The organism is Cellulosimicrobium sp. E-16 (assembly GCF_049913115.1).
In the GTDB taxonomy this organism is placed as follows: domain Bacteria; phylum Actinomycetota; class Actinomycetes; order Actinomycetales; family Cellulomonadaceae; genus Cellulosimicrobium.
The window spans coordinates 4,227,974-4,253,663 of record NZ_CP183974.1; the positions used below are offsets into that span (position 1 = coordinate 4,227,974).

20 protein-coding genes are annotated in these 25,690 nt (G+C 74.6%); 5 read left to right on the forward strand and 15 right to left on the reverse strand.

Annotated elements, in window-relative coordinates; all coding sequences use genetic code 11:
- Nucleotides 1-50: 50 nt before the first annotated feature.
- Nucleotides 51-650: a dihydrofolate reductase family protein gene (locus ACN9MS_RS18605; protein ID WP_426309874.1), complete on the reverse strand. Its 600-nt coding sequence runs from the start codon at nucleotides 648-650 to the stop codon at nucleotides 51-53.
- Nucleotides 651-698: 48 nt separating this feature from the next.
- Nucleotides 699-1,532, reverse strand: a complete 834-nt coding sequence (locus tag ACN9MS_RS18610; protein WP_426309875.1) for a VOC family protein — start codon at nucleotides 1,530-1,532, stop codon at nucleotides 699-701.
- Nucleotides 1,533-1,681: 149 nt separating this feature from the next.
- Here ACN9MS_RS18610 and ACN9MS_RS18615 point away from each other — a divergent pair, with 149 nt between their 5' ends.
- Together ACN9MS_RS18615 and ACN9MS_RS18620 are read left to right on the forward strand one after the other, a co-directional pair.
- A complete protein-coding gene (locus ACN9MS_RS18615) occupies nucleotides 1,682-3,001 on the forward strand; it encodes an endonuclease/exonuclease/phosphatase family protein (RefSeq protein ID WP_426309876.1) in 1,320 nt (439 codons plus the stop codon).
- Nucleotides 3,002-3,292: 291 nt separating this feature from the next.
- Nucleotides 3,293-4,441, forward strand: a complete 1,149-nt coding sequence (locus tag ACN9MS_RS18620; RefSeq protein ID WP_426309877.1) for a ScyD/ScyE family protein — start codon at nucleotides 3,293-3,295, stop codon at nucleotides 4,439-4,441.
- 102 nt (nucleotides 4,442-4,543) lie between these two features.
- Here ACN9MS_RS18620 and ACN9MS_RS18625 read toward each other — a convergent pair whose 3' ends face one another.
- On the reverse strand, nucleotides 4,544-5,086 hold the full coding sequence (locus tag ACN9MS_RS18625) for a hypothetical protein (RefSeq protein WP_426309878.1): 543 nt from the start codon (nucleotides 5,084-5,086) through the stop codon (nucleotides 4,544-4,546).
- Nucleotides 5,087-5,148: 62 nt separating this feature from the next.
- Nucleotides 5,149-6,537, reverse strand: a complete 1,389-nt coding sequence (locus tag ACN9MS_RS18630; protein WP_426309879.1) for a pyridoxal phosphate-dependent decarboxylase family protein — start codon at nucleotides 6,535-6,537, stop codon at nucleotides 5,149-5,151.
- 213 nt (nucleotides 6,538-6,750) lie between these two features.
- Between ACN9MS_RS18630 and ACN9MS_RS18635 the strand changes: the two genes are divergently transcribed.
- On the forward strand, nucleotides 6,751-8,370 hold the full coding sequence (locus tag ACN9MS_RS18635; protein WP_426309880.1) for an asparaginase: 1,620 nt from the start codon (nucleotides 6,751-6,753) through the stop codon (nucleotides 8,368-8,370).
- Nucleotides 8,371-8,401: 31 nt separating this feature from the next.
- Nucleotides 8,402-9,271, forward strand: a complete 870-nt coding sequence (locus tag ACN9MS_RS18640) for a chitinase (RefSeq protein WP_426309881.1) — start codon at nucleotides 8,402-8,404, stop codon at nucleotides 9,269-9,271.
- A gap of 101 nt (nucleotides 9,272-9,372) precedes the next feature.
- Here ACN9MS_RS18640 and ACN9MS_RS18645 read toward each other — a convergent pair whose 3' ends face one another.
- The 11 genes from ACN9MS_RS18645 to ACN9MS_RS18695 form a co-directional block, all read right to left on the reverse strand.
- Complete coding sequence (locus tag ACN9MS_RS18645) at nucleotides 9,373-11,895, reverse strand: alpha/beta hydrolase-fold protein (RefSeq protein ID WP_426309882.1); 2,523 nt, start codon at nucleotides 11,893-11,895, stop codon at nucleotides 9,373-9,375.
- Between the two features lie 157 nt (nucleotides 11,896-12,052).
- Entirely contained in the window at nucleotides 12,053-12,901 is an 849-nt protein-coding gene (locus tag ACN9MS_RS18650; protein WP_426309883.1) for an HpcH/HpaI aldolase/citrate lyase family protein, read from the reverse strand.
- Nucleotides 12,898-14,118 carry a CaiB/BaiF CoA transferase family protein gene (locus tag ACN9MS_RS18655; RefSeq protein WP_426309884.1) on the reverse strand — a complete coding sequence of 407 codons (1,221 nt, stop codon included), beginning with the start codon at nucleotides 14,116-14,118 and terminating at the stop codon, nucleotides 12,898-12,900. Before ACN9MS_RS18655 ends, ACN9MS_RS18650 begins: the two co-directional genes overlap by 4 nt.
- Nucleotides 14,115-16,253, reverse strand: a complete 2,139-nt coding sequence (locus ACN9MS_RS18660) for an SUMF1/EgtB/PvdO family nonheme iron enzyme (RefSeq protein ID WP_426309885.1) — start codon at nucleotides 16,251-16,253, stop codon at nucleotides 14,115-14,117. The genes ACN9MS_RS18655 and ACN9MS_RS18660 overlap by 4 nt, the downstream gene beginning before the upstream one ends.
- 52 nt (nucleotides 16,254-16,305) lie before the next feature.
- Entirely contained in the window at nucleotides 16,306-17,301 is a 996-nt protein-coding gene (locus ACN9MS_RS18665; protein WP_426309886.1) for a ribokinase, read from the reverse strand.
- Nucleotides 17,298-18,779, reverse strand: a complete 1,482-nt coding sequence (locus tag ACN9MS_RS18670; RefSeq protein ID WP_426309887.1) for an ADP-ribosylglycohydrolase family protein — start codon at nucleotides 18,777-18,779, stop codon at nucleotides 17,298-17,300. Before ACN9MS_RS18670 ends, ACN9MS_RS18665 begins: the two co-directional genes overlap by 4 nt.
- A complete protein-coding gene (locus ACN9MS_RS18675; RefSeq protein ID WP_426309888.1) occupies nucleotides 18,776-19,972 on the reverse strand; it encodes an ADP-ribosylglycohydrolase family protein in 1,197 nt (398 codons plus the stop codon). Before ACN9MS_RS18675 ends, ACN9MS_RS18670 begins: the two co-directional genes overlap by 4 nt.
- 135 nt (nucleotides 19,973-20,107) lie before the next feature.
- The gene (locus ACN9MS_RS18680; protein WP_426309889.1) at nucleotides 20,108-21,394 is read right to left on the reverse strand and encodes an ABC transporter substrate-binding protein; all 1,287 of its coding nucleotides are present in this window, start codon (nucleotides 21,392-21,394) and stop codon (nucleotides 20,108-20,110) included.
- 65 nt (nucleotides 21,395-21,459) lie between these two features.
- Nucleotides 21,460-22,287, reverse strand: coding sequence for a carbohydrate ABC transporter permease (locus ACN9MS_RS18685; protein WP_426309890.1), 828 nt, complete (start codon nucleotides 22,285-22,287; stop codon nucleotides 21,460-21,462).
- A 3-nt stretch (nucleotides 22,288-22,290) separates the two neighbouring features.
- A complete protein-coding gene (locus ACN9MS_RS18690; protein ID WP_426309891.1) occupies nucleotides 22,291-23,253 on the reverse strand; it encodes a carbohydrate ABC transporter permease in 963 nt (320 codons plus the stop codon).
- The gene (locus tag ACN9MS_RS18695; protein ID WP_426309892.1) at nucleotides 23,250-24,347 is read right to left on the reverse strand and encodes a LacI family DNA-binding transcriptional regulator; all 1,098 of its coding nucleotides are present in this window, start codon (nucleotides 24,345-24,347) and stop codon (nucleotides 23,250-23,252) included. Before ACN9MS_RS18695 ends, ACN9MS_RS18690 begins: the two co-directional genes overlap by 4 nt.
- 266 nt (nucleotides 24,348-24,613) lie before the next feature.
- On the opposite strand from ACN9MS_RS18695, the gene ACN9MS_RS18700 reads away from it, so the two are divergent.
- Nucleotides 24,614-25,594: a glycoside hydrolase family 19 protein gene (locus tag ACN9MS_RS18700; protein WP_426309893.1), complete on the forward strand. Its 981-nt coding sequence runs from the start codon at nucleotides 24,614-24,616 to the stop codon at nucleotides 25,592-25,594.
- The last annotated feature ends 96 nt before the right edge of the window (nucleotides 25,595-25,690 follow it).

A 25,690-nucleotide genomic window follows, 5' to 3' on the forward strand; every position in this document is an offset into this window, starting at 1 on the left:
GAACGCGGCTCCCCGGGAGGTCGGGCCCCGCCAGGCGAGCGGTCGCGCGGTCAGCGCGCCCGGTCGTAGACCAGGGCGAGCTCCCCCGTCGCGCCCGTCTCCTGGTACGCGACCGTCCACGAGGTGGTGGGCAGACCGTCGTCGAAGAGCCGTGGCCCACCGCCCGCGACGACGGGGACGACCAGGAGGTACAGGCGGTCGACCAGGTCGGCAGCCAGGAGTGCCTTGATGACGCTCGCGCTGCTGTTGACGAGGATGTCGCCCTCTCCCGTGCCGCGGAGCTCCGCGACGACGTCCGTGGCGGGGGCGTCCACGACACGCGCGCGGTCCCACGGCGCCTCGGCCAGCGTCGTCGAGAGCACGACCTTCTCCGTGCCGACGAGCCAGCGCGCGTACGCGCGGTCCCGGGGGTCCGCGGAGCTGTCGTCGGCGACCGGCGGCCAGTAGCCGAGGAACCCCTCGGCGTTGACCCGGCCGAGCACGGCCGTGGTCGCGTCCGCGCACATGCGGGTCATCTGGTCGCGCGCCGTGTCGGTGGCGACGTAGGGGGCGAACGCCGCGAAGTCCCCCGGGCCGCCGGGGCCGTGGTAGCGCCCGTCGAGCGTGAGGGCGAGGTTCGCGGTGACGAGGCGTCCGGTCGTGCGGGTCATGAGCTGCTCCCTGTCTGGTGGGCCAGGCGCTCCGCTCGACGCGGCCGGTCAGAAGCCCTCGGGCGGGGTGAACTGCGACAGCGTGAGGACCGCACCCTGCGGGTCGCGGAGCGTGACCTCGCGGGTCCACTCGCCGACCTCCGCGGACAGGACGACGGCACCCGCGCGCTCGGCGGCCTCGGCGGCGGCGTCCCGGTCGGCGACGGAGAACACCACGGCGTGGTGGGCCGGCCCGTCGTCCTCGACCACGCCGGCCACGACGTCACGGAACCCGGGCGGCGCGCCCTCCTGGTTCGCGTCGATCTCCGGGTAGACGGTCCGGGCGAGGTGGTCGCCGTAGCCCGCCACGCGCGCCATGCCCGCGCCGAGCTCCGGGTCCACCTCCCACCCGAGGAGCGGACCGTAGAAGTGCAGCGCCCGTGCGACGTCGGGCGTGTGCAGGACGCTGAAGTTCCACGTGCCGGGCTCGTTGACGCGCTGCGCGCCGACCCGGGCCCCGGGCTCCCAGAGCCGGAACGTCGCGCCCTGGGGGTCGCGGACGGACGCCATGCGCCCGGGCGGCCCGATCGTCGTCGGGCCGTCGAGGACCTCGCCGCCGAGGTCGGGGACGCCGCGCGACGAGGCGTCCACGTCATCGACCGCGACGTACGTGATCCACTCGGGCACGCCGGTCCCCGACGCGACCGCCGCGACGTCCTGCCCGCCGAGCGAGGCGACGACGTAGCGCTCCCCCGTGCCGGGCGGCAGCCTGTCCTCGAACTCCCACCCGAACAGGGCGCCGTAGAACGCGAGCGCGGCGTCGACGTCGGGCTGCTCGGTGTCCACCCAGCACGGCACGCCGTGCGGGTAGGTGCGGACGGGCCGGGACTGCGAGGTGTCCATGCTCCAGGGTCCCACCGGGCGCCCACGTCGGCAGGACCTGCCGCCGTTCACCTGCCGGACACCCCGCCTCCCTTCCGCGCGGGGACGCGCCTGCGTACGGTGGCGGAGAACCTCTCGACGACCACCGTCCCCGACGACGAGGAGCCACCGTGTCCACGAGACCTGTTCAGCGAGCCCAGCCCCGCACCGCACGCACCGTCCTGACCTCTGCCCTCGCCGTTCCCGTCGCCCTGGCCGTCGCCCTGACCGCCACCCTCACCGGGGGAGTCGCCGGCGCCGCCGCGAGCCCCGCCGTCGCGCACGGCGGCCACGGGAACGGCCACGGGAACGGCCACGACCGCGCGACGCTGCGCGTCGCGACGTACAACGCGAGCCTCAACCGCGCCGCGGCGGGCGAGCTCGAGGCCGACCTCTCGACCCCCGACGACCCGCAGGCCGCGACGATCGCCGAGGTGCTGCAGCGCACGCGGCCCGACGTCGTGCTGCTCAACGAGTTCGACTACGTGCCCGACGGGCGCGCCGTCGACCTGTTCCGCGACAACTACCTCGAGGTCGCCCAGGGCGGCGCGACGCCGATCGACTACCGCTACGCGTACGTCGCGCCGTCGAACACGGGCGTGCCCAGCGGGTTCGACCTCAACAACGACGGCACGGTCGGCGGGGGCGACGACGCGCTCGGATTCGGGGTGTTCGAGGGCCAGTACGGCATGGTCGTGCTGTCGCGCTACCCGATCGACACGCGCGGCGTCCGCACGTTCCAGCACTTCCTGTGGAAGGACATGCCCGGCGCGCTGCTCCCCGACGACCCCGCGACCGCCGCGCCCGCGGACTGGTTCACGCCCGAGGAGCTCGAGGTCGTGCGGCTGTCGAGCAAGTCGCACTGGGACGTGCCCGTGCGGGTCGGCCGCGAGACGGTCCACGTGCTCGCGTCCCACCCGACGCCGCCCACGTTCGACGGCCCCGAGGACCGCAACGGCCGGCGCAACCACGACGAGATCCGGTTCTGGGCGGACTACGTGACGCCCGGCAAGGCGTCTCGGTACGTGTACGACGACGCCGGCCGCCGCGGGGGCCTGCACCCCGGCGAGAGCTTCGTGGTGCTGGGCGACCAGAACGCCGACCCGCTCGACGGCGACTCGGTCGACGCCGCGATCGACCAGCTCCTCGACCACCGGCGCGTCCAGGACCCGGCACCCCGCTCGGCCGGCGGCACCGAGGCCGCCGCGCTCCAGGGCGGCGCGAACGCGACCCACCGGGGCGACCCCGCGCTCGACACCGCCGACTTCGCGGACACCGCTCCCGGCAACCTGCGCGCGGACTACGTGCTGCCCTCGCGCGACCTGCGCGTGCGCGACGCCGGGGTGTTCTGGCCGGTCCAGGCGGACCCGCTGTCGCGGCTCACGGGCGTCTTCCCGTTCCCGAGCAGCGACCACCGGCTCGTCTGGGTGGACCTGGCCGTCCGCCGCTGACCCACCGGTCCGCCGTCGCCCCGGGTGCTCGTCGCCCGGGGCGACGGTCCTGGACCGGGACGGCGGTCGGGTGCACACTCGGAGGTCTGTGCTCACCGCCGACGCACAGCAGACTCCCGGCCGGCGCCTCGCCGGTCGCACGGCACGCCCCCGGCACACCCCTGGCGCGCCACGTCGTCCGGCCCGACGACCCCCTCACCCACGTCCCCGGCGCGACGCGCACGCGTGCTGCCCCGCAGCACGGCGACGACATCCCTGCCGCGCCCCGGGACCGCCGGACCTGGAGCACCCATGAGAAGACTCCGCACCGCCCTGCCCGCAGGCGTCGCCGCAGCGACCGCCGCCCTCGTGCTCGTCGCGAGCCCCGCCGTCGCGCACGGCGGCGGCAAGCCCGACCCGCGCCCGCCCACCGTGACCGACGTCGCGACCGGGCTCGTCACCCCGCTCAGCCTCGCGGTCGGTCCGCGCGGCACCACGTACGTCACCCAGAACTTCCCCGGGCTGCTCACGGCCGTCGGGCGCGACGGCACGCCGAGCGTGCTCTACGCGTCGCCCGACGGCGGCGAGGTGGGCGGCGTCTCCTACGCCGACCGCCGCATCACGTTCACCGAGACGCAGCTCGGTGAGCAGGGCCCGGTCGCGTCGGAGGTCTCGACGCTGCGCACGGACCGCTGGGGGAACCCGACGGGCACGCCCCGGGTCCTCGCGGACACGTTCGCGTACGAGCAGGCGAAGAACCCCGACGCAGGCGTGACGTACGGCCTGCGCAAGACCGACCCCGCGTGCGTCGCCCAGGTGCCCCCGGTGCCGGTCCCGGGCCTGTACACGGGGATCGCGGACTCCCACCCGTACGCGACGACCTCGTCGCGCGGCACGACCTACGTCGCCGATGCGGGCGCGAACGCGATCCTGTCGATCAGCGACCGCGGGAAGATCCGCACGGTGGCCGTCCTCCCGGCCCAGCCCGCGGTGGTCACCGCGGAGGCCGCGGCCGCGATCGGGTGGCCCGACTGCGTCGTCGGCGAGACCTACTGGTTCGAGCCCGTCCCCACGGACGTCGAGGTGGGCCCGCGCGGCGTGCTCTACGTGACGACGCTCCCCGGCGGGCCCGAGGACGCGAGCCTCGGGGCGCGCGGCGCCGTCTACACGGTGGACCCGTGGAAGGGGAAGGTGCGCCAGCTCGGCTCCGGGTTCGTGGGCGCGACGAACCTCGCCGTGACGGACAAGGGCACGGTCTACGTGGCCGAGCTCTTCGGCGGCAAGATCTCGCAGGTCGGCAAGCGCGGCCCGAGCACGGTCGTCGAGGTCCCGCTGCCCGCCGGGCTCGAGTGGGACGGCAGGGGCCTGCTCGCGACGACGAACGCGCTGCCCCCGGACGAGACGACGCCGCCCGACGGGCACCTCGTGCGCGTCGACCTCGGCAAGCACCGCGGTCGATGACGGCAGCGGGAGGCCGCTGACCGGCCTGCTGCTCGGCCCGGGCGCCCGCCGCGGCGGGGGCGCCCGGGCCGCGCCGTGCCGGGGCAGTCGCGGGTCGGGCCGTCAGCCCCGGCCGACGGTGAGCGCGAGGACCACCGCGCCGAGCGCGACGGCCAGCCCGACGCCCGCCGCCACGAGGCCGACGATCGTCGCGGCGCGGCTCCCGGCCGACGCGCCCACGCTCATGCCGAGGCCCTGGGCCGCCTCGGTGACGATCCGGCGCCCGGCCGCCGTGTCGAAGAGGACGCGCGTCCGCGCCCCCGACCCCTCGTCGACGACCGACGCCGTGAACGTCGAACGGATGGTCCCGCGCGAGACGGACCGCACCCAGCCCCGCTCGGGCTCGACGAACCGCCCGTCCGCGTCGAGAGCCCAGTGGGTGCGCCGCACGAGGTCGGTGAGCTCGACCCGCAGCCCGTCCGGCAGGACGCGCACCTCGTGGGTGACGAGCGTCGCGTAGTAGCTGTGCGAGAAGATCCGCCACCACGCCGCGTCCGGGCGGTCGAGCCGCAGCTCGAACCCGTCCGGTCGCTCGTCGACGATCCGGTACGGCGTCCCCTCGGCACGCGCGCGGACGGCGGCGGCGAGGTCCTCGGCGGTCGGCACGGCAGCGAGTGTAGGCGCCGCGCCTGCGTCCGCCGCCGTGCCCCGGCGCGGGACGCTAAGCCTCAGCCCGACGACGCGGCGCGGCGCAGGGCGTCGAGGCTCACCCGGACGTCGTCGTCCGTCGTCGCCCACGAGCTCACCGACACGCGCAGCACCGCGCGGTCGTGCCAGCGCGACCCGGACATCCAGGCCGTGCCGTCGTCGAGCACGCGGCGCACGACGTCCTGCGTCCGCGCGTCGTCGCCGAACGCCGCGCAGACCTGGGTGAAGACGACGTCGTTGAGCACGACCGCGCCGTCGAGCGCGCGCATCCCCTCCGCGAAGGTCGTCGCGTGCCGGCAGAAGCCCTCGACGAGGTCCGCGACGCCCGAGCGCCCCAGCGCGCGCAGCACCGCCCACACCGCGAACGCGCGACCGCGGCGCGACAGCTCCGGCACCTTGTCGAGCGGGTCGCCCGTGTCGCTCTGGATGAGGTAGTCGCCGTGCATCCCCATCGCCGCGCGCAGCGGTGCCGGGTCGGCGACGATCGCGAGCCCGCAGTCGTACGGGACGTTGAGCGTCTTGTGCGCGTCGGTCGCCCACGAGTCCGCTGCCTCGTACCCCGCGACGAGGTGCCGGTACGACGGCGACGCGGCGGCGAAGAGCCCGAACGCGCCGTCGACGTGCACCCACGCGCCGTGCCGGTGCGCGACCTCGACCGCGGCGGCGAACGGGTCGAACGCCCCGGAGTGCACGTTGCCCGCCTGGAGCACGACGATCGTCGGGCCCCCGGTCCCACCTGTCGAGGGAGAGGCGGGGTCGGTCAGGGCTTCCTCCAGCGCGGCGACCGAGATGCGGCCCTGGTCGTCGGCGACCACGACCTCGGGCGCGCCGAGCCCGAGGTAGGACAGCGCGAGGTCGACCGACTCGTGCCGCTCGGCACCCACGAGCACGCGGACGCGCGGCGCCCCGGTCAGCCCGTCGCGGCGCACGTCCCACCCGGCACGCCGCAGGACCTCGCCCCGTGCCGCGGCGAGCGCCGTGAAGTTCGCGGTCGTCGCGCCGGTGACGAACCCGACCGCGCCCGTGGCGGGCAGCCCGAGCAGGTCGAGCAGCCACGCGCTCGTCACGTCCTCGACGGCGGTGTGGGCCGGGGTCACCGTGCGCAGCGCGGAGTTCTGGTCCCACGCGCTCGTGAGCCAGTCGGCCGCGAGCGCCGCGGGGTGGCTCCCGCCGATGACCATGCCGTAGAAGCGGCCGGACGGCATCGCCGTGAGGCCGGGCCCGCACGCCGTGGCGAGGAGGTCGACGACGTCCGCGGCCCGCGTCGGACCGTCGGGAAGGTCGGTGCCGAGCGCCGCGACGACCTCGGCCACGGTCGCCCGCGGCGGGACGGGCCGCGTCGCGAGGGAGTCGAGCCACGCGGCGGCGTGCTCGTGCGCCCGCAGGAGGGCGGCGTCGCGATCGTCCATGACCGCTCCTGACCGGGCCGGACCGGCGCCGGCCCCTCCCGCCAGGCTGGACCCGCGGCGTGCGCGGGTCAACCGGCGCGACGCGGCGGGCCTCCGCGCGTACCGACGGAGCGATCCGGTACGCGAGTACTTCTTACGCACAGGCAACCATCAGGCAACACACGGTCCCTAGCGTCGGGCGGGCCAGATGTTCCCCCGACGGAAGGCCCCCTGTTGAGAACGTTCACCCTGACCCTGTCCGGCCGCGCCGTCGCGGCCGTCGTCGCGCTCGTCCTGGCGTGCGCGGCCCTCGCGGCGACGGTCGCGTACACCGTCGCCGACTCCCGGGCGTCGGCCGCCGCCGCACGCGCCGAGGGCGCCGCGGCACCGCTGCTCGCCGCCGGGACGGCCCCGGCCAACCCGCTCGGCATCACGTCCGCGCAGTACACGACCGCGACGGCGACCGCCGCCGCGGAGAAGCCGAAGGTCGTCGTCGTCGCGACCGGCGGCACCATGGCCGGCAAGGCGACCGGCCGCGACACGTTCACGAGCTATCGCGCCGGCACGTACCTCATGGAGGACATGCTCGACACGCTGCGCCCGGAGCTCGACGCCGTCGCCGACGTCACGGCCGTCCAGTTCGGCAACGCCGGGTCGTCCGGCTACTCGATGGAGCAGTTCCACGCGCTCACGCTCGAGGTGGAGAAGCAGCTCGAGACGGCGGACGCCGTCGTCGTGACGACCGGGACGGACACGCAGGAGGAGTTCGCGTACTGGCTCGACCTCACGGTCCAGTCGCGCAAGCCCGTCGTCACGTCCGGCTCGATGCGCCCGTGGGGGTCGGGCGACGGGCCGGACTCGAGCCTCGTGTTCGGCACGGACGCGCCCGCGAACCTGTACAACGCGATCAAGGTCGCGGCGTCGCAGCAGACGTTCTGCTTCGGCACCGTGCTCATGCTCAACGACGAGATCCAGGCGGCCCGCGAGGTCACCAAGTCGAACTCGTACCGCACGGACACGTTCCAGACGCGCGAGTACGGCGTGCTCGGCTGGATCGACGGCGACAACATCACGCTGGGCCGCGCGCCGGCGCGCGTGCTGGCGTGCGACACCGAGGAGTGGTTCACGCCGTTCGACGTCGCGACGGTCGACGCGAAGACCCTCCCGCGCGTCGAGATCGTCACGTCCTACCAGCAGGCAGGCGGTGAGGGTGTCGCGGCGTTCGCGAACGCGGGGGTCAAGGGCATCGTCACCGCGGGCACCGGCGCGGGCGGCATCTCGTCCGCGATGAGCCAGGCCCGCACCGCGGCGATCCGGGACAAGGGCGTGTGGTTCGTCTCGACGACGCGCACCGGGTCGGGGTCGTCGTACGGGGGCGGGACCGGCATCCTCCCGGGCGGCGACCTCACGGCCGTGAAGGCGCGGCTCCTGCTGCTCCTGTCGCGGGCCTTCACGGACGACTTCGCGACGGCACGGGGCTGGTTCGCGACCTACGGCAACGCGTCGTTCGACCAGTCCGCGACGGCGGCCACGATCGGCGCCGAGCCGGGGTCCACGAGCGTCCTCTTCACGGGCACGGCGACGCCGTCGTGCAAGGCGGCGGGCAAGCAGCTCTGGCTGACCACCTCGGTGACGAACACCGACACGGTGCCGATCGACGTCCGGGTGACGACGGTCTCGGGCGAGCACAAGTTCACGAAGATCCCCGCCGGGGAGACGGTCGAGAAGACGTTCTCGGTCAAGGGCAAGTCGCTCGACGCGGGCGAGGTGACGCTCGTCGCGTACAAGAACGTCGACGGCCAGGGCGTCCAGACGAAGGGCACGGCGGCCTACCCGGAGACGACGTGCGGCTGACGTCCTGACCGCCGGTCCCGCCGAGCACGACATGAGGGTCGTCATCGAGTCGATGGCGGCCCTCGTGTCGTGCTCGTGGGCGGGTGGTGTCGTGCTCGAACGAGCGGTGTGGCGCACCTCCGCCGCCGCCCGGATATTAAGCAGGTCTCCTCACGAATCACGTAGGGTGGTCACGGCCGCGACGTCGCGGTCCGCCGCCGACGAAGAGGACCCCATGGCCGACCCCACGCCCTCGCTCATCCCGACGACGCACGCCTCGCCGCCGGCGCCGGACCGCGCGCCGACGTTCGTCGTGACCGAGCAGCAGTTCGACGCGATGTTCCCGGAGCGGAACCCCTTCTACACGTACGCCGGGCTCGTCGCCGCGACGGCCGCGTACCCCGGGTTCGCGACGACCGGCGGCGACCGGGTGGCCCGCCGCGAGGCGGCGGCGTTCCTCGCGAACGTGAGCCACGAGACGCACGGGCTGGTGCACGTCGTCGAGGTGAACACCGCGAACTACCCGCACTACTGCGACCCCGCCCAGCCGTACGGGTGCCCGGCCGGGCAGGACGCCTACTACGGCCGCGGCCCGCTCCAGCTCTCCTGGAACTTCAACTACCGGGCGGCCGGCGAGGCACTGGGGATCGACCTCCTCGCCGACCCGTGGCTCGTCGAGCAGGACCCGACCGTCGCGTGGCAGACCGCGCTCTGGTACTGGAACACGCAGCCCGGCACCGCGTCGATGACGTGCCACGACGCGATCGTCGGCGAGCACGGCTTCGCCGAGACCATCCGGTCCATCAACGGCCCCCTCGAGTGCGAGGGCGGCAACCCTCGCCAGATGAACAACCGCGTCCGCCTCTTCCGCCACTACGTGGAGATCGTCGGCACCACGACGGGCGACCACCTCACCTGCTGACCGCCCCGGCCGCCCCGCGCCGAACACGACCTGGGGGTCGTCATCTGGCCGACAACGACCCCCAAGTCGTGCTCGACAGCGCGCACGGTCGTGCTCGGCGGTCAGCCGCAGGTGAGCGCGTCGTACGGGACGACGGCGGAGCGACCCTCCGCGGTGACGGTCGCCTCGCCCGCGGCGACGGTCGCGGCGCGGACGGGGAACGACTGGTAGGCGCTCGCCCCCGGGGGGACGTCCGCGACCACCCGCGTGCCGTACGGCGTGGCGAGCTCGACGTCGACGGGCGCGTCCGCCGTGCTCGTGGCGCGCACCGCGACGTAGGCCTTTCCGGCCAGGCACCGCGTCTCGGCGGTCGCGGTCAGCGGCGGCTCGCCCGGTCCGGAACCCGGCACGACGGCGTCCCACGGCACGCGCGCGACGAACACGTCCGCGGCGCCCGCGTTGGTCGTGCCCGCGGGGGCGCCGTACGTGAGCCCGGTGAGCAGCGCCGCTCCCTCGCCGGTCGTGCCGGCTGAGTCGGCCGAGGCCGGCCCGAAGGAGGCCGGGGCCGGGGTCGCGAACAGGTTCGCGTCGTCCCACTCGTCGGCGCCGTCGCGCTCGCGCGAGCCGGTCTGCGTCGCCTCGCCGGGGGTGCCGTCGGCCGCGACGGGGAACGTCACGACGTCCACCCCGCCGACGGCCGTGCCCAGCGCGCCGTACGTCGTGCCGACGACGAGCACCGCGTCGTCGGCGCCGAGAACGCCCGTCACGCCGCGGTCGTCGGTCGACGTGCCGACCTGCGTCGTCCACAGGACCTCGCCCGCGGGGTCGAACGCCCGCACCACGACGTCGTTGTCCCCGAGGTTCCCGTCCTCGCCGAGCGCGCCGCGCGTGTGCCCGACCACGACGACCGACCCGTCCGAGCGCGCCACGAGCCCGTTGACCTGGTCGTTCTCGCTCGTCGCCACGGCCCGCAGCCACTCCTGCCCGCCGTCGGCGTCGTAGCGCGCGACCCAGCCGTCGTTGGCGCCCGCGTGCTCGGCCCCGGGCATCCCGCCGCCCGACACCCCGCCCACGTACACCGCGCCGTCGGGCGACGCCGCGACCGCGAGCGCCTTGTCCTCGCCGGGGCCGCCGACCTGGCGCAGCCACAGCAGCTCGCCGTCGGCGGAGACCCGGCCCAGGAGCGCGTCCTTGTCCCCCGCGCTCGGGACGTCACCGACCCTGCCGCTCGTGTACCCGGCGACGTACGCGCCGCCCGCGCCGTCGGACGCGACGGTGTAGAAGCGGTCGGCCGCTCCCGGGTCGCCCGTCTGCAGCGTCCACGCCCGCTCGCCGTCGGCGGTCACGGCCGCGACGAACCCGTCGTCGCGCGTCGCGCCCGCGTGCGCGCCGTCGAGGTCCCCCTTCGTGTACCCCGCGACGAGCACGCCGCCGTCGGCGCCCGGCACGACGCCGTAGGCCCGGTCGTCCGCGCCCGTCGCGACCGCGTGCCGCCAGACCTCGGCGCCCGCGGCGTCGCGCCGCACGACCACCGTGTCCAGCCCGCCCGCGGGCTCGTACCCGTCCCACGCCCCGGCGAGGTTCAGCGCGACGGCGGTCCCGCCGTCGGGCAGTGCCGTGGCACCGCCCGCGCGGTCGTCGCCCGCCGACCCGAGCAGGTCCGCGTCCCACGGGGTCGCGGGCGTCGTGCGCAGCCGCGACGAGACGTCGACGACCCCCTCGCGGAAGGCGGGCCGCCAGACGTCCCAGTCGTGCCCGCCGTCGAGCACGCGCAGCTCGGCCGTCACGCCCGGGACGCGGCGCGCCTGGTTGTAGAGGCGCGCGGACTCGAAGTCGATGTCGTGCGTGGCCTCGGCGGGGTCGGGGTTGGCCCACTCGTCGTCGCCGACGGCGACGAACAGGTGCACCGGGAGCGCCGGGTCGAGCGCCGCGAGCGCCGCAGGGTAGGACAGCTCCGTGTACCGGTCGGCGTCGAACGGCGCGGTCCCGACGCCGTAGGCGCCGTGGTCCCGCGCGGAGGAGTCCGCGGGCGGCTGCGGCACGTAGACCGCGGGGCTCAGGACGATGCCCGCGGAGAAGGTGTCCTGGTGCGCGAGCGTGAACCGCAGCGCGCCCGCGCCACCCATGGAGTAGCCCCCGACGGCGCGCGCCTCGCGGTCCTCGACCGTGCGGTACGTGGCGTCGACGTGCGCGACGAGGTCGCGCGTGAACGCCGTCTCGACGGCGGTGCCGGCACCGGCGCCCGTCGCGTCCCCGGCATAGAGCGAGTCCGTGTACCAGGAGCCGCGGTCGTTCCACGGCGCGTCCGGCATGACGACCACCATCGGCTGGATCTCGCCCGACCCGATGAGCTCGTCCAGGTCCCCCGTGACCTGCTGCCACGCGGCCTGCGTGTCCCCGCGCCCGTGCAGCAGGTAGAGCGTCGGGTACTCCTGCTCGCCGTCGTCGTAGCCGGGCGGCAGGTAGACCGTGTAGTCGATCGGCCCGGCCGCCGAGTCGGCGACCCGCCCCGGCTCGACCGTGCCCTGCTCCGCGGCCGTCGCGGGCAGCGCGAGCCCCAGCCCGCCCAGCCCGACGGCGAGGGCCAGCGCGGTCCCGACCGCCGTCGTCCCGGGCCGTCGGTGCGGCCGTCGTGCTGCGTCCATCGTGTCTCCTCGTCGAGATCCGGTGATGTGCTGCCCCCTCCCCCTCCCTCTTCCCGCCGAGCACGACGTTGCTGTCGTGAAAAGGCCGATGACGACAGCAAGATCGTGCTCGACCGGGAGGAGGGTCGTTCTCGGCGCGGCGCGCGCCTCGGCCGCGCTAGCCCGGGCGACGGTCCCCTAGTGCCAGCACCGTGCGGGCTCGCTCGACCATCGCGACGTCGAGGAACGTGCCGTCCGCGAGCGCGACGACGCCCGTGCCCGACGCCGCGGCGTCGCCCACGCGCTCGACGACCTCGCGCGCGCGGTCCACCTCGTCCGGGGTCGGGAGGAACGCGTCGCGGATCGTGTCGAGCTGGCGCGGGTGGATCGCGGTGCGGCCGCAGAACCCGAGCGCGCGGCCGACGCGGCACGACGCGGCGAGCCCGTCGAGGTCGCGCACGTGCGTGTACGCGGACATCGCGGGCGAGGGCAGCCCCGCCGCCCGGGCAGCCACGACGACCCGGCTCCGTGCCCACGCGAGCCCCGCCTCGTCGTCGACCCGCAGGTCGGAGCGGAGGTCCGCCTCGCCGAGCCCGAGCGACGCGACCTGCGGCGACGCCGTCGCGAGCTCGAACGCGCGCTCGACCCCGAGCGCCGACTCGACCAGCAGGTGCAGCGCCCGCCCGGGCAGCGCCGCCGCGAGCGCGCGCACCTCGTCGGCCGACTCGACCTTGGGCACACGGGCCCCGACCGCGAGCGGCAGCCCTCCGAGCGCCGCGACGTCGTCGGCGTGCCAGGGCGTCGCGGGGTGGTTGACCCGCACCTGGACCCCTCGCACCGCGGCGGCCTCGTCCAGCAGCCCGACGGCGTTCCCCCGCGCCTCGTCCTTGCGCGCCGGCGCGACGGCGTCCTCCAGGTCCACGAGCACGACGTCGGCCGCGGACTCGAGCGCCTTCGCGACCCGGTCGGGCCGGTCCGCGGGCACGTACAGCAACGTGAGCGGCGGCGTGGTGCGGGGGTCGGTCATACCGCCCCCTCCGCCCGCAGCTCGGCGACGCGCTCGGGCGCGAACCCGAGCTCGCCGAGCACGGCGTCGGTGTCGGCGCCGTGCGCGCGGCCCGTGAAGCGGATGACGCCGTCGTTCCCGGACATCCGGAACAGCGGGCCCTGCATGAGCATCGGCCCGAGCTCCGGGTCCTCGATCTCGTGGATCGTGCCGAGCGCGCGGAACTGCGGGTCGTCGACGATGTCCTGCGCGTCGTAGATCGGCGCGACAGCGGCCTGCGCCTCCTCGAACGCCGCGACGACCTCGTCGCGCGTGCGCTGCGCGATCCAGCCGCCCACGGCCTCGTCGAGCAGGTCGGCGTGCTGCGCACGCTCGACGCCGCTTGCGAACCACGGCTCGTCGACGATCTCGGGGCGCCCGACGAGGCGCAGGACGCGCTCGGCGATGGACTGCGCCGACGTCGACACCGCGACCCACTGCCCGTCGCGCGTGCGGTACGTGTTGCGCGGCGCGTTGTTCGCGGAGCGGTTGCCGGTGCGCGGCTGCACGGTGCGGAGCTGGTCCCAGCGCGTGATCTGCGGCCCGAGCATCGCGAGGATCGGCTCGATGATCGCCGTGTCGACGACCTGCCCGTGCCCGGTGCGCTCGCGCGTGGACAGCGCGACCATGACGGCGAACGCGGTCGCGAGCGACGCGACGCCGTCGGCGAGCCCGAACGGCGGGAGCGTCGGCGGGCCGTCGGGCTCGCCCGTCATCGCCGCGAACCCGCTCATCGCCTCGGCGAGCGTCCCGAACCCGGGGCGGGTGCGGTACGGCCCGACCTGCCCGAACCCGCTCACGCGCGCGAGCACGAGCCGCGGGTTGCGCGCGGACAGCTCGTCGTAGCCGAGGCCCCAGCGCTCGAGCGTGCCGGGCCGGAAGTTCTCGATGACGACGTCCGCGTCGGCGACGAGCGCGAGGAAGACCTCGCGGCCGCCGTCGCTCCCGAGGTTCACCGTGACGGTGCGCTTATTGCGCCCGAGCGTCTTCCACCACAGGTTCACGCCGTCCTTCGCGGCGCCGTGCGTGCGCGACGGGTCGGGCTTCGTGGGGTGCTCCACCTTGACGACGTCGGCGCCGAGGTCGCCGAGGTGCATCGCCGCCATGGGCCCGGCGAACAGCGTCGAGGCGTCCACGACGCGTAGGCCCGCGAGCGCGCCCGCGGCGGGGTCGCGCGAGACGCGCGGTGCGTCCGTCATGCCGTCACCTCCTCGGCGGGCTGGTCGGCGGCGAGGTCCCACGCGCAGCGGAACCCGACGGTCGCGCCGCGCGCGAGCCCCAGGCCGGGGACGAGGAGCTTGACCGCGTAGTCCGGGGCGTGGCGCCCACCCTCGACGTACCAGTCGGAGCCCTCGGCGCGGTAGTCGCTGCCGCCCTTGAGCATGACGAACCGCGTGCGGCCGTCGGAGTGCTCGGATCCCGTCCAGCTCCACACGGCGGGCTCGCGGCGCGTCCAGCCGGGCTGCTCGGCCGCGAGCTGCCACTCGTCCTCGGTGGGCAGGCGCCCGCCGCGCCACGCGCAGTACGCGCGCGCGTCGTCGAGGTCGACGAACGTCACGGGCTCGTCCTCCGTGCCGGGCGCGGGACGCCCGTCCGGCCAGTGCGCGAGGAAGCGGTGCGCGACCGCGGGCTCGTACCCGGTGGCCGCGAGGAACTCCGCGAACTCCGCGTTCGTCACGTCGCCCCCGACCGCGACCGGCGCGGCGAGGTCGCCGTCGCGCTGGAGGGTCCGCGCGTCGTGCAGGCGCGGCGGCAGCGGCTTCCACTCGTCCACGTACGGCGCGCCCTGGTACATCCCGGTCTCGCGCGCGCGGTACCGGACGGTCAGCACGTACGGTCCCGCGGGGACGACGACGGCGCCCGCCCCGGGCGCGCCCGTCGCCCCGCGCGCCACGAGGGCCTCGGCACCGGGTGCGAGACGCCGCGCGATCCGGTGCGGGAACCTCGCGTCGGGTGCGTGCGGCGCGGCCGTGTCGAGCGAGCCGACGACATCGCGCAGGTGCGCCAGCCACGCGGGCTCGGCGACGCCGTCGGCCACGTGCAGCACCGCGGCGATCCCCCGCGCGGGCACGCGGACGACGCCGTCGATCCCCTCGCCGCGCCGAACCCGGGGTTGCGTGTCATCCACGGCCTGCCGAACCCCGGGTTGCGCGTCACCGGAGGCGTCCGCTGACGCGGAACCCCGGGTTCGGCGGGAGGCCGGGTCGGACGGGTCGGGCGGGAGGAGGGGGCCAGCGTAGTCAGAGGCGCCTCGGTTCACCAGCGTCCACAAGGTCACGCCGTCGAGGTCCCAGCGCGACGCGTAGACCCCCGCCTCCTCCGCCTCGGGGGCAAGCTCGGTGAGGGGCGTCCACACCCCCTCCAGCAGCAGGGGTCGCGCGGCGCGCTGGACCGTGACGAGGCGCTTGACCGTCGCGGCGTCGCGCCGCGACCAGCCGACCCACACGCCGAACACGACCTCCCACACCATGACGCCCACGCCGTTGAGCCACGCGGACTGGAGCTCCTCGGAGTGGTCGCGGTGCCAGCGGCGCACGTGGTGTTGCATGTGCCGGCGCTCGTACCAGTGCGCGCGCAGCACGCCCGGCACGGGCGAGTCGGCGAAGAACTGCGCCCACGACGACGAGTGGTCCTCGATGCGCTCGACCGGGAGCTTCGACTCCCCCTCGAGCACGATGCCGGGCCGCGCGGCCTCGAGCCGCGCAACGAGCTCCGGCTCGGCCTTCTTCAGGGTGTCGAGGAAGACGCCGTCGGCACCGAGGTCGCGCACGACGGCCGCGAGCTCGGTGAGGTCGTCGTCCCCGCGCCGCGTGCCGACGTCCCACGGGTTGTAGTCGACGAACACGTGGAGCCCCGCGTCGTGGAAGGTCCGCACGAGGTCGACGATCCCTGGGACGTCGCGGTAGAAGTCCCACTGGTTGCGCTCGTCGATCCCGATCACGGGGTACGCGTGCCACAGCACGACGGCGTCCAGGCCGCCGAACCGCTCGCGCGCATCCGCGAGGAACCGCTCGGGCGTGAACCGGTGCTCCTCGAACGAGTACAGCAGCTCGTCCCACAGCCACACCTGCGCGACCGTCGAGCACCCTGCGGCCCACGCCGCGTCCGGGCGGTCGTACGCGGCGCCCGTGTACCCGTGCCGGCGGCGCGCGTCGTCGCGCCACGCGGCGAGGCGCTCGCGCCACGCCGGGCGGTCGGCGGGGTCGGCCGGGCCGACGAAGATCTTCGCCTCGTCGAGCGCGAGCGACTGCTCGGGCGTGAGGGGCCCGTCGAGCGCGACCTCGGTCGGCTTGTCGATCGGACGCGGGACGAGCGGGTCGAACGTGTACGTCATGGTGCCTTTCCCTCGGCGGGCGGGCCCGCGCTCGGTCGTGCGGTGAACAGGCTCAGGTCGGTCGGGCGGAGTCCTCGGCCCGCCGCGCGAGCGCGACGACGTCCGCCGCGTCGGGCACGGCATCCTGCGCTCCGGGCCGGGTCACGGCGAGCGCGCCCGCGGCGGCGGCCAGCCGGGCGGCGTCGGGCAGGTCCGCGCCGCGCGCGAGCGCCGCGGCGAGGACGCCGCAGAACGTGTCGCCCGCGCCGGTCGTGTCGACGGCCTCGACGGGGATCGCGGGCACGTCGGTGAGCAGCTTCCCGCCGGGCAGGTGCTCGGCCACGAGGCTCCCCCGGCCGCCGAGCGTCACGACGACGGCCGGGACGCGGAGGAGCAGGAGGCTCACGAGGCTGCTCGGGTCGGTCTCGCCCTCCGTCGGACCCGCCAGGTCCGCCGCCTCGTGCTCGTTGACGACGAGCACGTCGATCGTGTCCCAGAGGTCGTCGGGCAGGTCGCGCGACGGCGCCGCGTTGAGGACCAGCAACGCGCCGGGCCGGCGCGCGGCCGCGGCGGCGCGCACGACGTCGAGCGGGACCTCGAGCTGCGCGAGCACGACGTCCGCCGCGGCGATCCGCTCGGCCTGCGCCGCGCCGACCGTCACGTGCGAGTTCGCGCCGGGCGCGACGACGATCGCGTTCTCCCCGTCGGGCGAGACCGTGATGAGGGCCGTCCCGGTCGGGGCGTCGACGCGCTCGACGAGGTCCGTCCGGACGCCCCCGCGGTCGAGCGACGCGAGCAGCAGGTCCGCCGCGTCGTCGTGCCCGAGCGCGCCGACGAACGTCGTGTCCGCGCCGCCCGCGCGCGCCGCGCCGACCGCCTGGTTCGCGCCCTTGCCACCGGGGTTGCGGCGGAGGTCGCCACCGAGGATGGTCTCGCCGCCGCCGGGGTGGCGCGGCACGTCGACGACGAGGTCGACGTTCGCCGACCCGACCACCACGACCCGTCCCGACCGGACCGATACCGCCCCGCCGTGCGCCGGGTCCTGCCCCGCGTCCGCCGTCGTGCTCATGCGCGCGCCCCCTCCGTGGCTCCCTGCGCGGCTCCCCCGGCCACCACGACCGGCGTCGCCCCGAGCGCGACCGTCCGCGCCGCGAGGTCCACGATCCTCTGCTCGCCGCCGGGCAGCGAGGTCGCGACGTGGCCGTCGAGCGGGCGCGTCCACTGCGGGCCGATCCCGTCGACGCCCTGCAGCGCACCCACCACGCCGCCGACCGTCGCGCCCGCGGAGTCGGTGTCCCAGCCCGCGGTGACGGCGATCGCGACGCTCGCGCCGAAGTCGCCGCGCCCGTCCTCGCCGCGGCCCGCCGTGAGCGCGTAGGCGATCACGGCGGCGTTGTTCAGCACGTGCACCCAGTGCAGGTCGCCGTAGGCGGCGTGGATCGCGTCGAGGCCGGCGCGCACGCCCGCCTCGGACGCGTCGCCGTCGCGGCCCGCGTCACGGCCGAGCCGGATCGCGCCGGCCAGCCGGCTGCCCGGCGGCACGACGGCGTCCGCCGCGTCGAGCACCTCGTCCACCGTGTCGCCGACCATGGCCGCCGACGCGAGCGCGGCCGCCCACATCGCGCCGTAGACGCCGTTGCGCGTGTGGCTCAGGCGCGCGTCCGTCCACGCGAGGCGCGCGGCCTCGCGCACGTCGCCGGGCGAGACCCAGCCGAGCACGTCCGTGCGGATGAGCGCGCCGATCCACTCCCGGAACGGGTTGTGGTGCGTCGCCGTCTCCGGCACCGGCCGCGCGTCGAGGACGTTGCGGTACGCGGCGCGCTCGGCCGTGAACACGCGGCCCGCGGGCAGCGCGTCGAGCCAGAGCTGCGCGACGTCGTCCGTCGTGAAGCCGCGCCCGTGCCGCTCCAGCAGGGCGAGCGCCAGGATCGGGTAGTTGAGGTCGTCGTCCTCCGGCATCCCGTCGATGTTCTCCTCGAGCGACGTCGGGGCGCTGCGCCGGTTCCACGGCCAGCGCGCGGCGACGTCGTCGGGCAGCCCGACGGCGGTGAACCAGCGGTCGAGCGGCCACCGGCCCGTCGCGCGCAGGATCTCCTCGATCCCGGCGCGCGGGATCTTCTCCACGGGCTTGCCGAGCAGGCAGCCTGCCGCGCGCCCGGTCCACGCCCCGAGCACGCGGTCCGCGTACGCGGCGTCGGCGGCTGTGCCCACGGCCGCACCGGCGGAGGACCCGACGGCGCCCGGGCGGTCGGGCAGGTCGGGCGCCGCCGGGAGCGTGGCGACGATCGCGTCCCAGTCGTCGGGCTCGTGCGGCGCGAGCGCCGCGGGGAGCGCGTCGAGCTCGACGAGCAGGTCGCGCGCGAGCGCGCGCAGCGCCGGGGTCGCGGGGACGGGACCGGCCCCGCTCACCGCGGGGACGGGGTCACCGCCCGCGGTGACCCAGCGCTCGCGGACGTCCGCGAGCGCCGCGGCGTCCTTGCCCTCCGCCGCGGCCTGGACGAGCTCGTGCGCGAGCAGGTCCTCGGGCTGGGCCCACGTGAGCCTCACGCCCGGTCACCCGCCCGCGCGGCGCCGTCGGGCACTCCGAGACCGCTCCCGTCCACGGGCGCGCCGCCGAGCTCGGCGAGCTCGCGCAGCCGCGACGTGGCGCGCTCCCGGTCGGCGCGGAGGATGTCCGCCGCCGCGGACGCCATGAGGCGGCCGGTCTCGCGGACGTCCATGCGGCTCGCCTCCTCGATCGCGTCGAGCCACTCGTCCGGCACGACGGCCGTCCCGCCGAGACCCGCGCACACCGCGCCGGCCATGACGGCGATCGAGTCGGCGTCGCGCCCGTAGTTCACGGCGCCGAGGACGGCGCCACGGAAGTCGCCGCGGTGCCCGAGCACGAAGCCGAGCGCCGCGGGGAGCTCCTCGATGGACTTGGTGCGCGACGGGCGGCGCGCGTCCATCGACATCTGCCGGTACGCGGGTCCCACGGAGTCGAACGGCGCGACCGTATCGCGGATCAGCCGGGCGAGCGCGCGCTCCTCCTCGTCCGTGGTGGGTGCCGTCGTCCAGCCGTCGAAGGCGTCGACGACGGCCTGGAGCGCGCCCGCGGTGCCGTCGTGCGCGAGGTCGCGCGCGGCGTGCACGACGTCGTCGACCGTGGCACCCGGCGCGACGGACGCGGCGACCATGGCCGCGAAGACACCTGCGGCCTCGCGGCCGTAGCTCGACTGGTGCGCGCCGGTGAGGTCGATCGCCTCGGCGTACGCGCCGCGCGGGTCGCCGGCGTTCGCGAGGCCGACGGGCGCGACGTACATCGCGGCGCCGCAGTTCACGACGTTCCCGACGCCCGCCTCGCGCGGGTCCACGTGCCCGTAGTGCAGGCGCGCGACGATCCACTTCTCGGCGAGGAACACGCGCTGCAGCAGCAGCGCGGTCGACTCGAGCTCGGGGATCCAGCGCGGCTCGCCGATCATGAGCGGCACGAGGTCCTCGGCCATCGCGTACGCGTCGAGGTGCTCGCGTCGCTTCGCGTACACCTCCACGAGCGCGCGCGTCATGAGGGTGTCGTCCGTGATGTGCCCGTCACCCTTGTGGTACGGCGCGATCGGACGCGCGTCCTGCCAGTTCGGGTACCAGGGCTCCACGATCCCCGTCACGCGCCCCCCGTGGCGCTCCTCGATCTGCTCGGGGGTCCAGCCCTCGGTGGCGCCCCCCAGCGCGTCCCCCACCGCCGCTCCGGTGATCACTGCCACCGCTCGGTCGTCCAGCCAGGTCACGGTCCACTCCCTGTCGATCTCTCTCGGCGCGGGTCGCGCCCGGGTGCGGCCCGTGAGGGCCGCGGTTCCCGGCGGGGCGGTCGTCCGTCGACCGCCCCGCCGCTTGTCCTGCTACTTGGTGATCTCGTCCCAGCCGGCCTCGAGCTCGGTCGCGAGCTGGTCGGCGTCGATCTCCTGGGCGAGGAACTTCTGGTACGCGGGCGTCGCGACCGTGTCCTTCCACTGCGCGTACGCGTCGACGAACAGGTACGGCGCCGACGTGAGGTACTGACCGGACGAGAGGATCGTCGACCAGCCGTTCTCGTCGCCGAGCGAGGACGCCATGGCCTCCTGGGCCGACGTCGTGGCCGGGATGAGCGCGTCCGCCTCGTTGAGCGCGGCGAGGTTCTCCGTGTCGGTGAAGAACTCGATGAACTCCGCGGACTCCTCGACGTGCTCGGAGTCGATGTTCACCGAGAGCGTCTGCGGGTTGGCGGCCTGCTCGGCGCCGTCGGGACCCTCGAGCGGGGGCAGCACGACCCAGTCGAAGCCCTCGGGCGCGTCGTTGGCGATGTTCGCGGCCTGGAACGAGCCCAGGATCGTCATGGCGACCTGGCCCGCGTAGAACGACGCGAGCGTCTCCGAGCCGGACTGCGTGAGCGTCACCGGCAGCACCGTGCTGTCCGTGTGCGCCATCTCGTCGACGAGCTCCGGCAGGGCCATCTCGCCCTCGCCGATGGTGATGCTCGCGTCCGCGCCGGTGCCCTCGAAGTACTGGCCGCCGAAGCCGGGTGCCATGGCCATGAACGCGGCCGTCGGGCTCGCGAGCCCCCACCCGAGACCGTACGCACCGTCCTTGGTGGTGGCCTTCGCGATCTCGCGCAGCTCGTCCCACGTCATCGTGTCGCCCGTGGGGATCTCGACGCCGGCGGCCTCGAGCATCGTCTTGTTGGCGAACACCATGTAGGACTGCAGCTCGGTCGGGTACGCGATGACCTGGTCGTCGACCGTCACGGAGTCGAGGATGCCCTCGGGGATGTCGGCGCGCCTCTCGTCCGACATGTACTCGGACAGGTCGGCCAGGTAGCCGTCCACGGCGAAGGGCACGATGCTCGCGGCCTCGTAGTGGATGATGTCCGGCGCGGCGCCGCCGTTGAACTGGGTGATGAGCTTGTCGTAGATCCCGTCCCAGCCCGCGGGCACGATCTCGACCTGGACGTCGGGGTTGGCCTCGTTCCAGTCCGCGACGATCTTCTCGGTCGCCTCGATGGCGGCCGGCTGGTCGGACAGCGACTGGAACTTCAGCGTGACCGGGCCGCCGTCGGCGCCGTCCTCGCTGCCGCCCCCGCTCGAGCAGGAGGCGACGAGCAGGGTCGTGATCGTGAGGCATGCGGCGATGGACGCACCACGAGTCTTCATGGTTCTACCTTTCGGGGTGGGGGTCGGTTCTGGGGGTCTGGGGGTGTTCGAGGAGGCCCAGCGGGTCAGCCCTTGACGGCGCCGGACAGCAGCCCGCCGGTGAGCTTCTTCTGCATGATCGAGAAGAAGACGATGCTGGGGATGGCCGCGAGCACGGAGCCCGCGGCGAGCGGGCCGAGCGCCACCTTGCCCTCGCCGCCGATGAACATCTTCAGCGTGATGGGCAGCGTGTAGTTCTCGGGCGACTGGAGCAGGACGAGCGCGAAGAAGAACTCGTTCCACGAGGAGACGAAGCTGAACATCGCCGTCGCGACGATGCCCGGCATGAGCAGCGGGAAGACGATCGTGCGGAGCACGGTGAACCGGCTCGCGCCGTCCATCGAGCCCGCCTCCTCGAGGTCCACGGGGATCGCGGAGACGTAGCCCTGCATCATCCACAGCGCGAACGGCAGGGTGTACGTGGTGTGGACGAGCGTGAGCCCGACGAGCGAGTCCGTGAGGCCGATGGTCCGCAGGATGAGGAACAGCGGCAGGATGATGAGGATCACCGGGAACACCTGGCTCACGAGGATCCAGCCGACGCCCGCCGCGCGGATCTTGCCGCGCAGGCGCGCGAGCACGTACGACGCGGGCAGCGCGATGACGACGACGAGCGCCGTCGAGACGACCGCGACGATCGCGCTGTTCCACGCCGAGCGCACGAGGCCCTGCCGCGAGAGCGCCTGCGAGTAGTTCTCCCAGTGGAAGTCCTGCGGGATCAGGCTCACGGTCAGCGAGTTGAGCTCGCCCGACGACTTGAGCGACGCCGAGACGAGCCACAGCAGCGGGAAGCCGAGGAAGAGGATGTAGAACGCGAGGGCCACGTACTGGGCCGGGCGGACGAGTGCGCGCACGGGTCAGCTCTCCTTCTCGGAGCGGAACTGCGACCGCAGGTAGATCGCGAGCAGGAGGACGACGACGACCACGAGCACGACGCCCATCGCGGCGGCGTAGCCGATGTTCCGGTTCTTGAACGCCTCCAGGTAGGTGAAGAGCATCGGCAGCATGGTCCGGCCACCCGGCCCGCCCTCGGTGAGCACGTAGACCAGCGAGAACGAGTTGAAGTTCCAGATGAAGTTCAGCGACGTGATCGACGTGATGATCGGCCGCAGGCTCGGGAGCGTCACGGCGGTGAAGCGACGCCAGGCGCCCGCGCCGTCCATCGCGGCGGCCTCGTGCAGCTCCTCCGGGATCTGCTGGAGCCCGGCGAGCAGCGTCACCGTGGTCTGCGGCATGCCGACCCAGACGCCGACGACGATCACCGCGGGCAGCGCGGTCGAGAAGTCGGCGAGCCAGTTGATGTCGTCCGGCAGCCCGAGGGCGCCGAGGAACGCGTTGAGCGGCCCGGCGTTGGGCGAGTAGATCATCTGCCACATGATCGCCACGACGACCGGCGGCATGGCCCACGGGATGAGCGCGAGGACGCGCGTCAGCCCCTGGAGCCGGAGCCCGGAGTTGAGCAGGAGCGCGAGGCCCATCGCCGCGACGAGCTGGAGCAGCGTCACCGAGACGGCCCAGATCATGCCGATGCGGAACGAGTCCCAGAAGAACGAGTTGTCCGCGAGGCGCACGAAGTTGTCGACGCCGACGAACTGGTAGTCCGGGTGGCGCACGAGCCGCGCGTCGGTGAACGCGAGCGCGACGCCCATGACGAGCGGCGCGACGCTGAGCACGAGGATCGGCAGGAGCGACGGCATGACGAGCGCGATCGCCTCGCGCCGTTTGGCGCGGGCCATGCCGCCCGTCCGGCGCGGGGCGCCGCGGTCCGGGCGGCGGGCCGCCGCCGCGTGCGGGTCGCCCGCGAGGGTCGGGGCGCTCATCGGTCACCTCCGGTCGTGGCAGCCGTGGTGACGTGCCCGACGGCGCCGCTCGCGCCGTCCGGCGCGCCCACGCCGGGCGTCGCGGCGGTCGACTCGCGCACGACGAGGCGCGGACCGACCGCGGTGTGGCGCCCGGCCTGCGCGTCGCCGTCCACGAGGTCGACCACGAGCTCTGCGGCGATCCGCCCGCGCTCGGTCGAGCCGAGCGAGACGCTCGTGAGGCTGGGCTGGAACACGCGGCCGATCTCGGTGTCGTCCATGCCGGTCACCGCGACGTCCTCGGGGACCGAGAGCCCGCGCTCGCGCACGGCCCGGATCGCGCCGATGGCGAGCAGGTCGTTGGCCGCGACGATCGCGTCCGGGCGGGCGCCGTCGTCGGAGGAGTCGAGGAGAGCGCGCGTGGCCGCGAGACCCGCCGCGACGGTGAAGTCCGCCGCGACGACGGCGTCGGCGCGCTCGCCCGCGAACCCGTCGGCGCGCGTCGCGGCGTCGAAGCCGCGCTGGCGTGCCTCGCCGGGCGTGGTGTCGAGCGGGCCGTTGAGGAACGCGAGGCGGCGGCGGCCGAGGCCGAGCAGGTGGCGCACGGCCTCGCCGATGCCGCCCGCCGAGTCGGTGGAGACGGAGTCGATGCCGCGGTCCGCGAGGGTGCGGCCGATGACGACGACGGGGACCGGCGCCTGCCGGATCTCCTCGACGAGCTCGTCGTCGGTACGCAGCGGGCTGAGGATCATCGCGTCGACGAACCCGCTCGACAGGCTGCGCACGAGCTCGACGGTCGAGGTGGTGGTGTCCCCCGTCGTCATGACGACGACGCGGTAGCCGTGCGGCGCGAGGACCTCGTGGATCGCCGTCATCATCTCGACGTAGACGGGGTTGCCGATGTCGGCGACGGCGAACGCGACCTGGAACGTCTTCTTCAGGCGCAGCGACCGCCCGATCGCGTCCGGGCTGTAGCCGAGCTCCGTGGCCGCGGCGCGCACGCGCTCGACCATCGCCGGGCTCGCGCCCGTCCCGTGCAGGGCGCGGGAGGTCGAGGCCAGGGAGACCCCGGCCCGCTGTGCCACCTGGATCAGCGTGGCGCGTGATGACGTCACTGTCGTCCACCTCGTCGTCGAAGGACCGTCGGTCTGGAAACGTTTCCAGACTGACGACCTCGACAGCCTGGAAACGTTTCCGGGTTGCGGACACTCTCGCACCCGCCCAGCCCGGACGTCAACCCCGCCGCATGCCCCACGCCGAGGGAGAATCTTGGTCACGCTCGCGTCTTCCACGGGTACGGGGTTCTGCGTACGGGGGTTGTCCACCACGGTGAGGCGCCGCCAGGCTCGAACCGACCCGACCACCGACGAAAGGTGCACCGATGCACACCCGAGCTCCGGCGTCGTCCTCCCCCGCGGCGTCCGCCGTGGTCGCCCAGCGGCCCGTGTCCCGCCCTCTCGCCCTCCTCCTCGCCGCTCTTCTCACGCTCGCGGGAGCGCTCTCGTGGGCCGTCGCCGGCCCGGCGCAGCAGGCGCACGCCGCGACCTGCGCACCCGCGTGGAGCTCCGGCGCGGTCTACCTGGGCGGCGCCGTCGTCTCGCACGGCGGCCAGAACTGGAAGGCCGGCTGGTGGACCCAGGGCGAGACGCCCGGCACCACCGGCGAGTGGGGCGTCTGGCGCACCCAGGGCGCCTGCGGCGGCGGGACCGACCCGGGCAACCCGGGCAACCCCGGCAACCCGAGCGGCTTCGTCGTCTCCGAGGCGCAGTTCAACCAGATGTTCCCGAACCGGAACGCGTTCTACTCCTACCACGGCCTCGTCGACGCGCTGTCGGCCTACCCGGGCTTCGCGACGACGGGCGGCACCGAGGTCGCCAAGCGCGAGGCCGCGGCCTTCCTCGCGAACGTCAACCACGAGACCGGCGGGCTCGTCTACATCAAGGAGATCAACACCGCGAACTACCCGCACTACTGCGACTACTCCCAGCCGTACGGCTGCCCCGCGGGCCAGAGCGCGTACTACGGCAAGGGCCCGGTCCAGCTGAGCTGGAACTACAACTACAAGGCCGCGGGTGACGCGCTCGGCATCGACCTGCTGAACAACCCGTACCTCGTGGAGCAGAACTCGGCCGTCGCGTGGAAGACCGGCCTGTGGTTCTGGAACACGCAGTCCGGCGCGGGTTCGATGTCCGGCCACCAGGCGATCGTCTCGGGCGCGGGCTTCGGCGAGTCGATCCGCTCGATCAACGGCTCGATCGAGTGCAACGGCGGCAACCCGGCGCAGGTCCAGTCGCGCGTCACCGCGTTCCAGCGCTTCGCGCAGATCCTCGGCACGACGACGGGCGCGAACCTCTACTGCTGACCTCGCCCGTCCCGAGCCCCTACCGTGGCCCGTCCCGATGTCGGGGCGGGCCACGGTCGCGTGCGTCGGAGGACACGCTCAGCACGCACCACGGTT

Coding starts and splice junctions, on each gene's coding strand:
- ACN9MS_RS18640 (WP_426309881.1), top strand. CDS start 8,402: ATGAGGGTCGTCATCGAGTCGATGGCGGCCCTCGTGTCGTGCTCGTGG.
- ACN9MS_RS18665 (WP_426309886.1), bottom strand. CDS start 17,301: ATGAGCACGACGGCGGACGCGGGGCAGGACCCGGCGCACGGCGGGGCG.
- ACN9MS_RS18610 (WP_426309875.1), bottom strand. CDS start 1,532: ATGGACACCTCGCAGTCCCGGCCCGTCCGCACCTACCCGCACGGCGTG.
- ACN9MS_RS18650 (WP_426309883.1), bottom strand. CDS start 12,901: ATGACCGACCCCCGCACCACGCCGCCGCTCACGTTGCTGTACGTGCCC.
- ACN9MS_RS18700 (WP_426309893.1), top strand. CDS start 24,614: ATGCACACCCGAGCTCCGGCGTCGTCCTCCCCCGCGGCGTCCGCCGTG.
- ACN9MS_RS18605 (WP_426309874.1), bottom strand. CDS start 650: ATGACCCGCACGACCGGACGCCTCGTCACCGCGAACCTCGCCCTCACG.
- ACN9MS_RS18645 (WP_426309882.1), bottom strand. CDS start 11,895: ATGGACGCAGCACGACGGCCGCACCGACGGCCCGGGACGACGGCGGTC.
- ACN9MS_RS18680 (WP_426309889.1), bottom strand. CDS start 21,394: ATGAAGACTCGTGGTGCGTCCATCGCCGCATGCCTCACGATCACGACC.
- ACN9MS_RS18655 (WP_426309884.1), bottom strand. CDS start 14,118: ATGACGGACGCACCGCGCGTCTCGCGCGACCCCGCCGCGGGCGCGCTC.
- ACN9MS_RS18630 (WP_426309879.1), bottom strand. CDS start 6,537: ATGGACGATCGCGACGCCGCCCTCCTGCGGGCGCACGAGCACGCCGCC.
- ACN9MS_RS18620 (WP_426309877.1), top strand. CDS start 3,293: ATGAGAAGACTCCGCACCGCCCTGCCCGCAGGCGTCGCCGCAGCGACC.
- ACN9MS_RS18660 (WP_426309885.1), bottom strand. CDS start 16,253: ATGACGTACACGTTCGACCCGCTCGTCCCGCGTCCGATCGACAAGCCG.
- ACN9MS_RS18690 (WP_426309891.1), bottom strand. CDS start 23,253: ATGAGCGCCCCGACCCTCGCGGGCGACCCGCACGCGGCGGCGGCCCGC.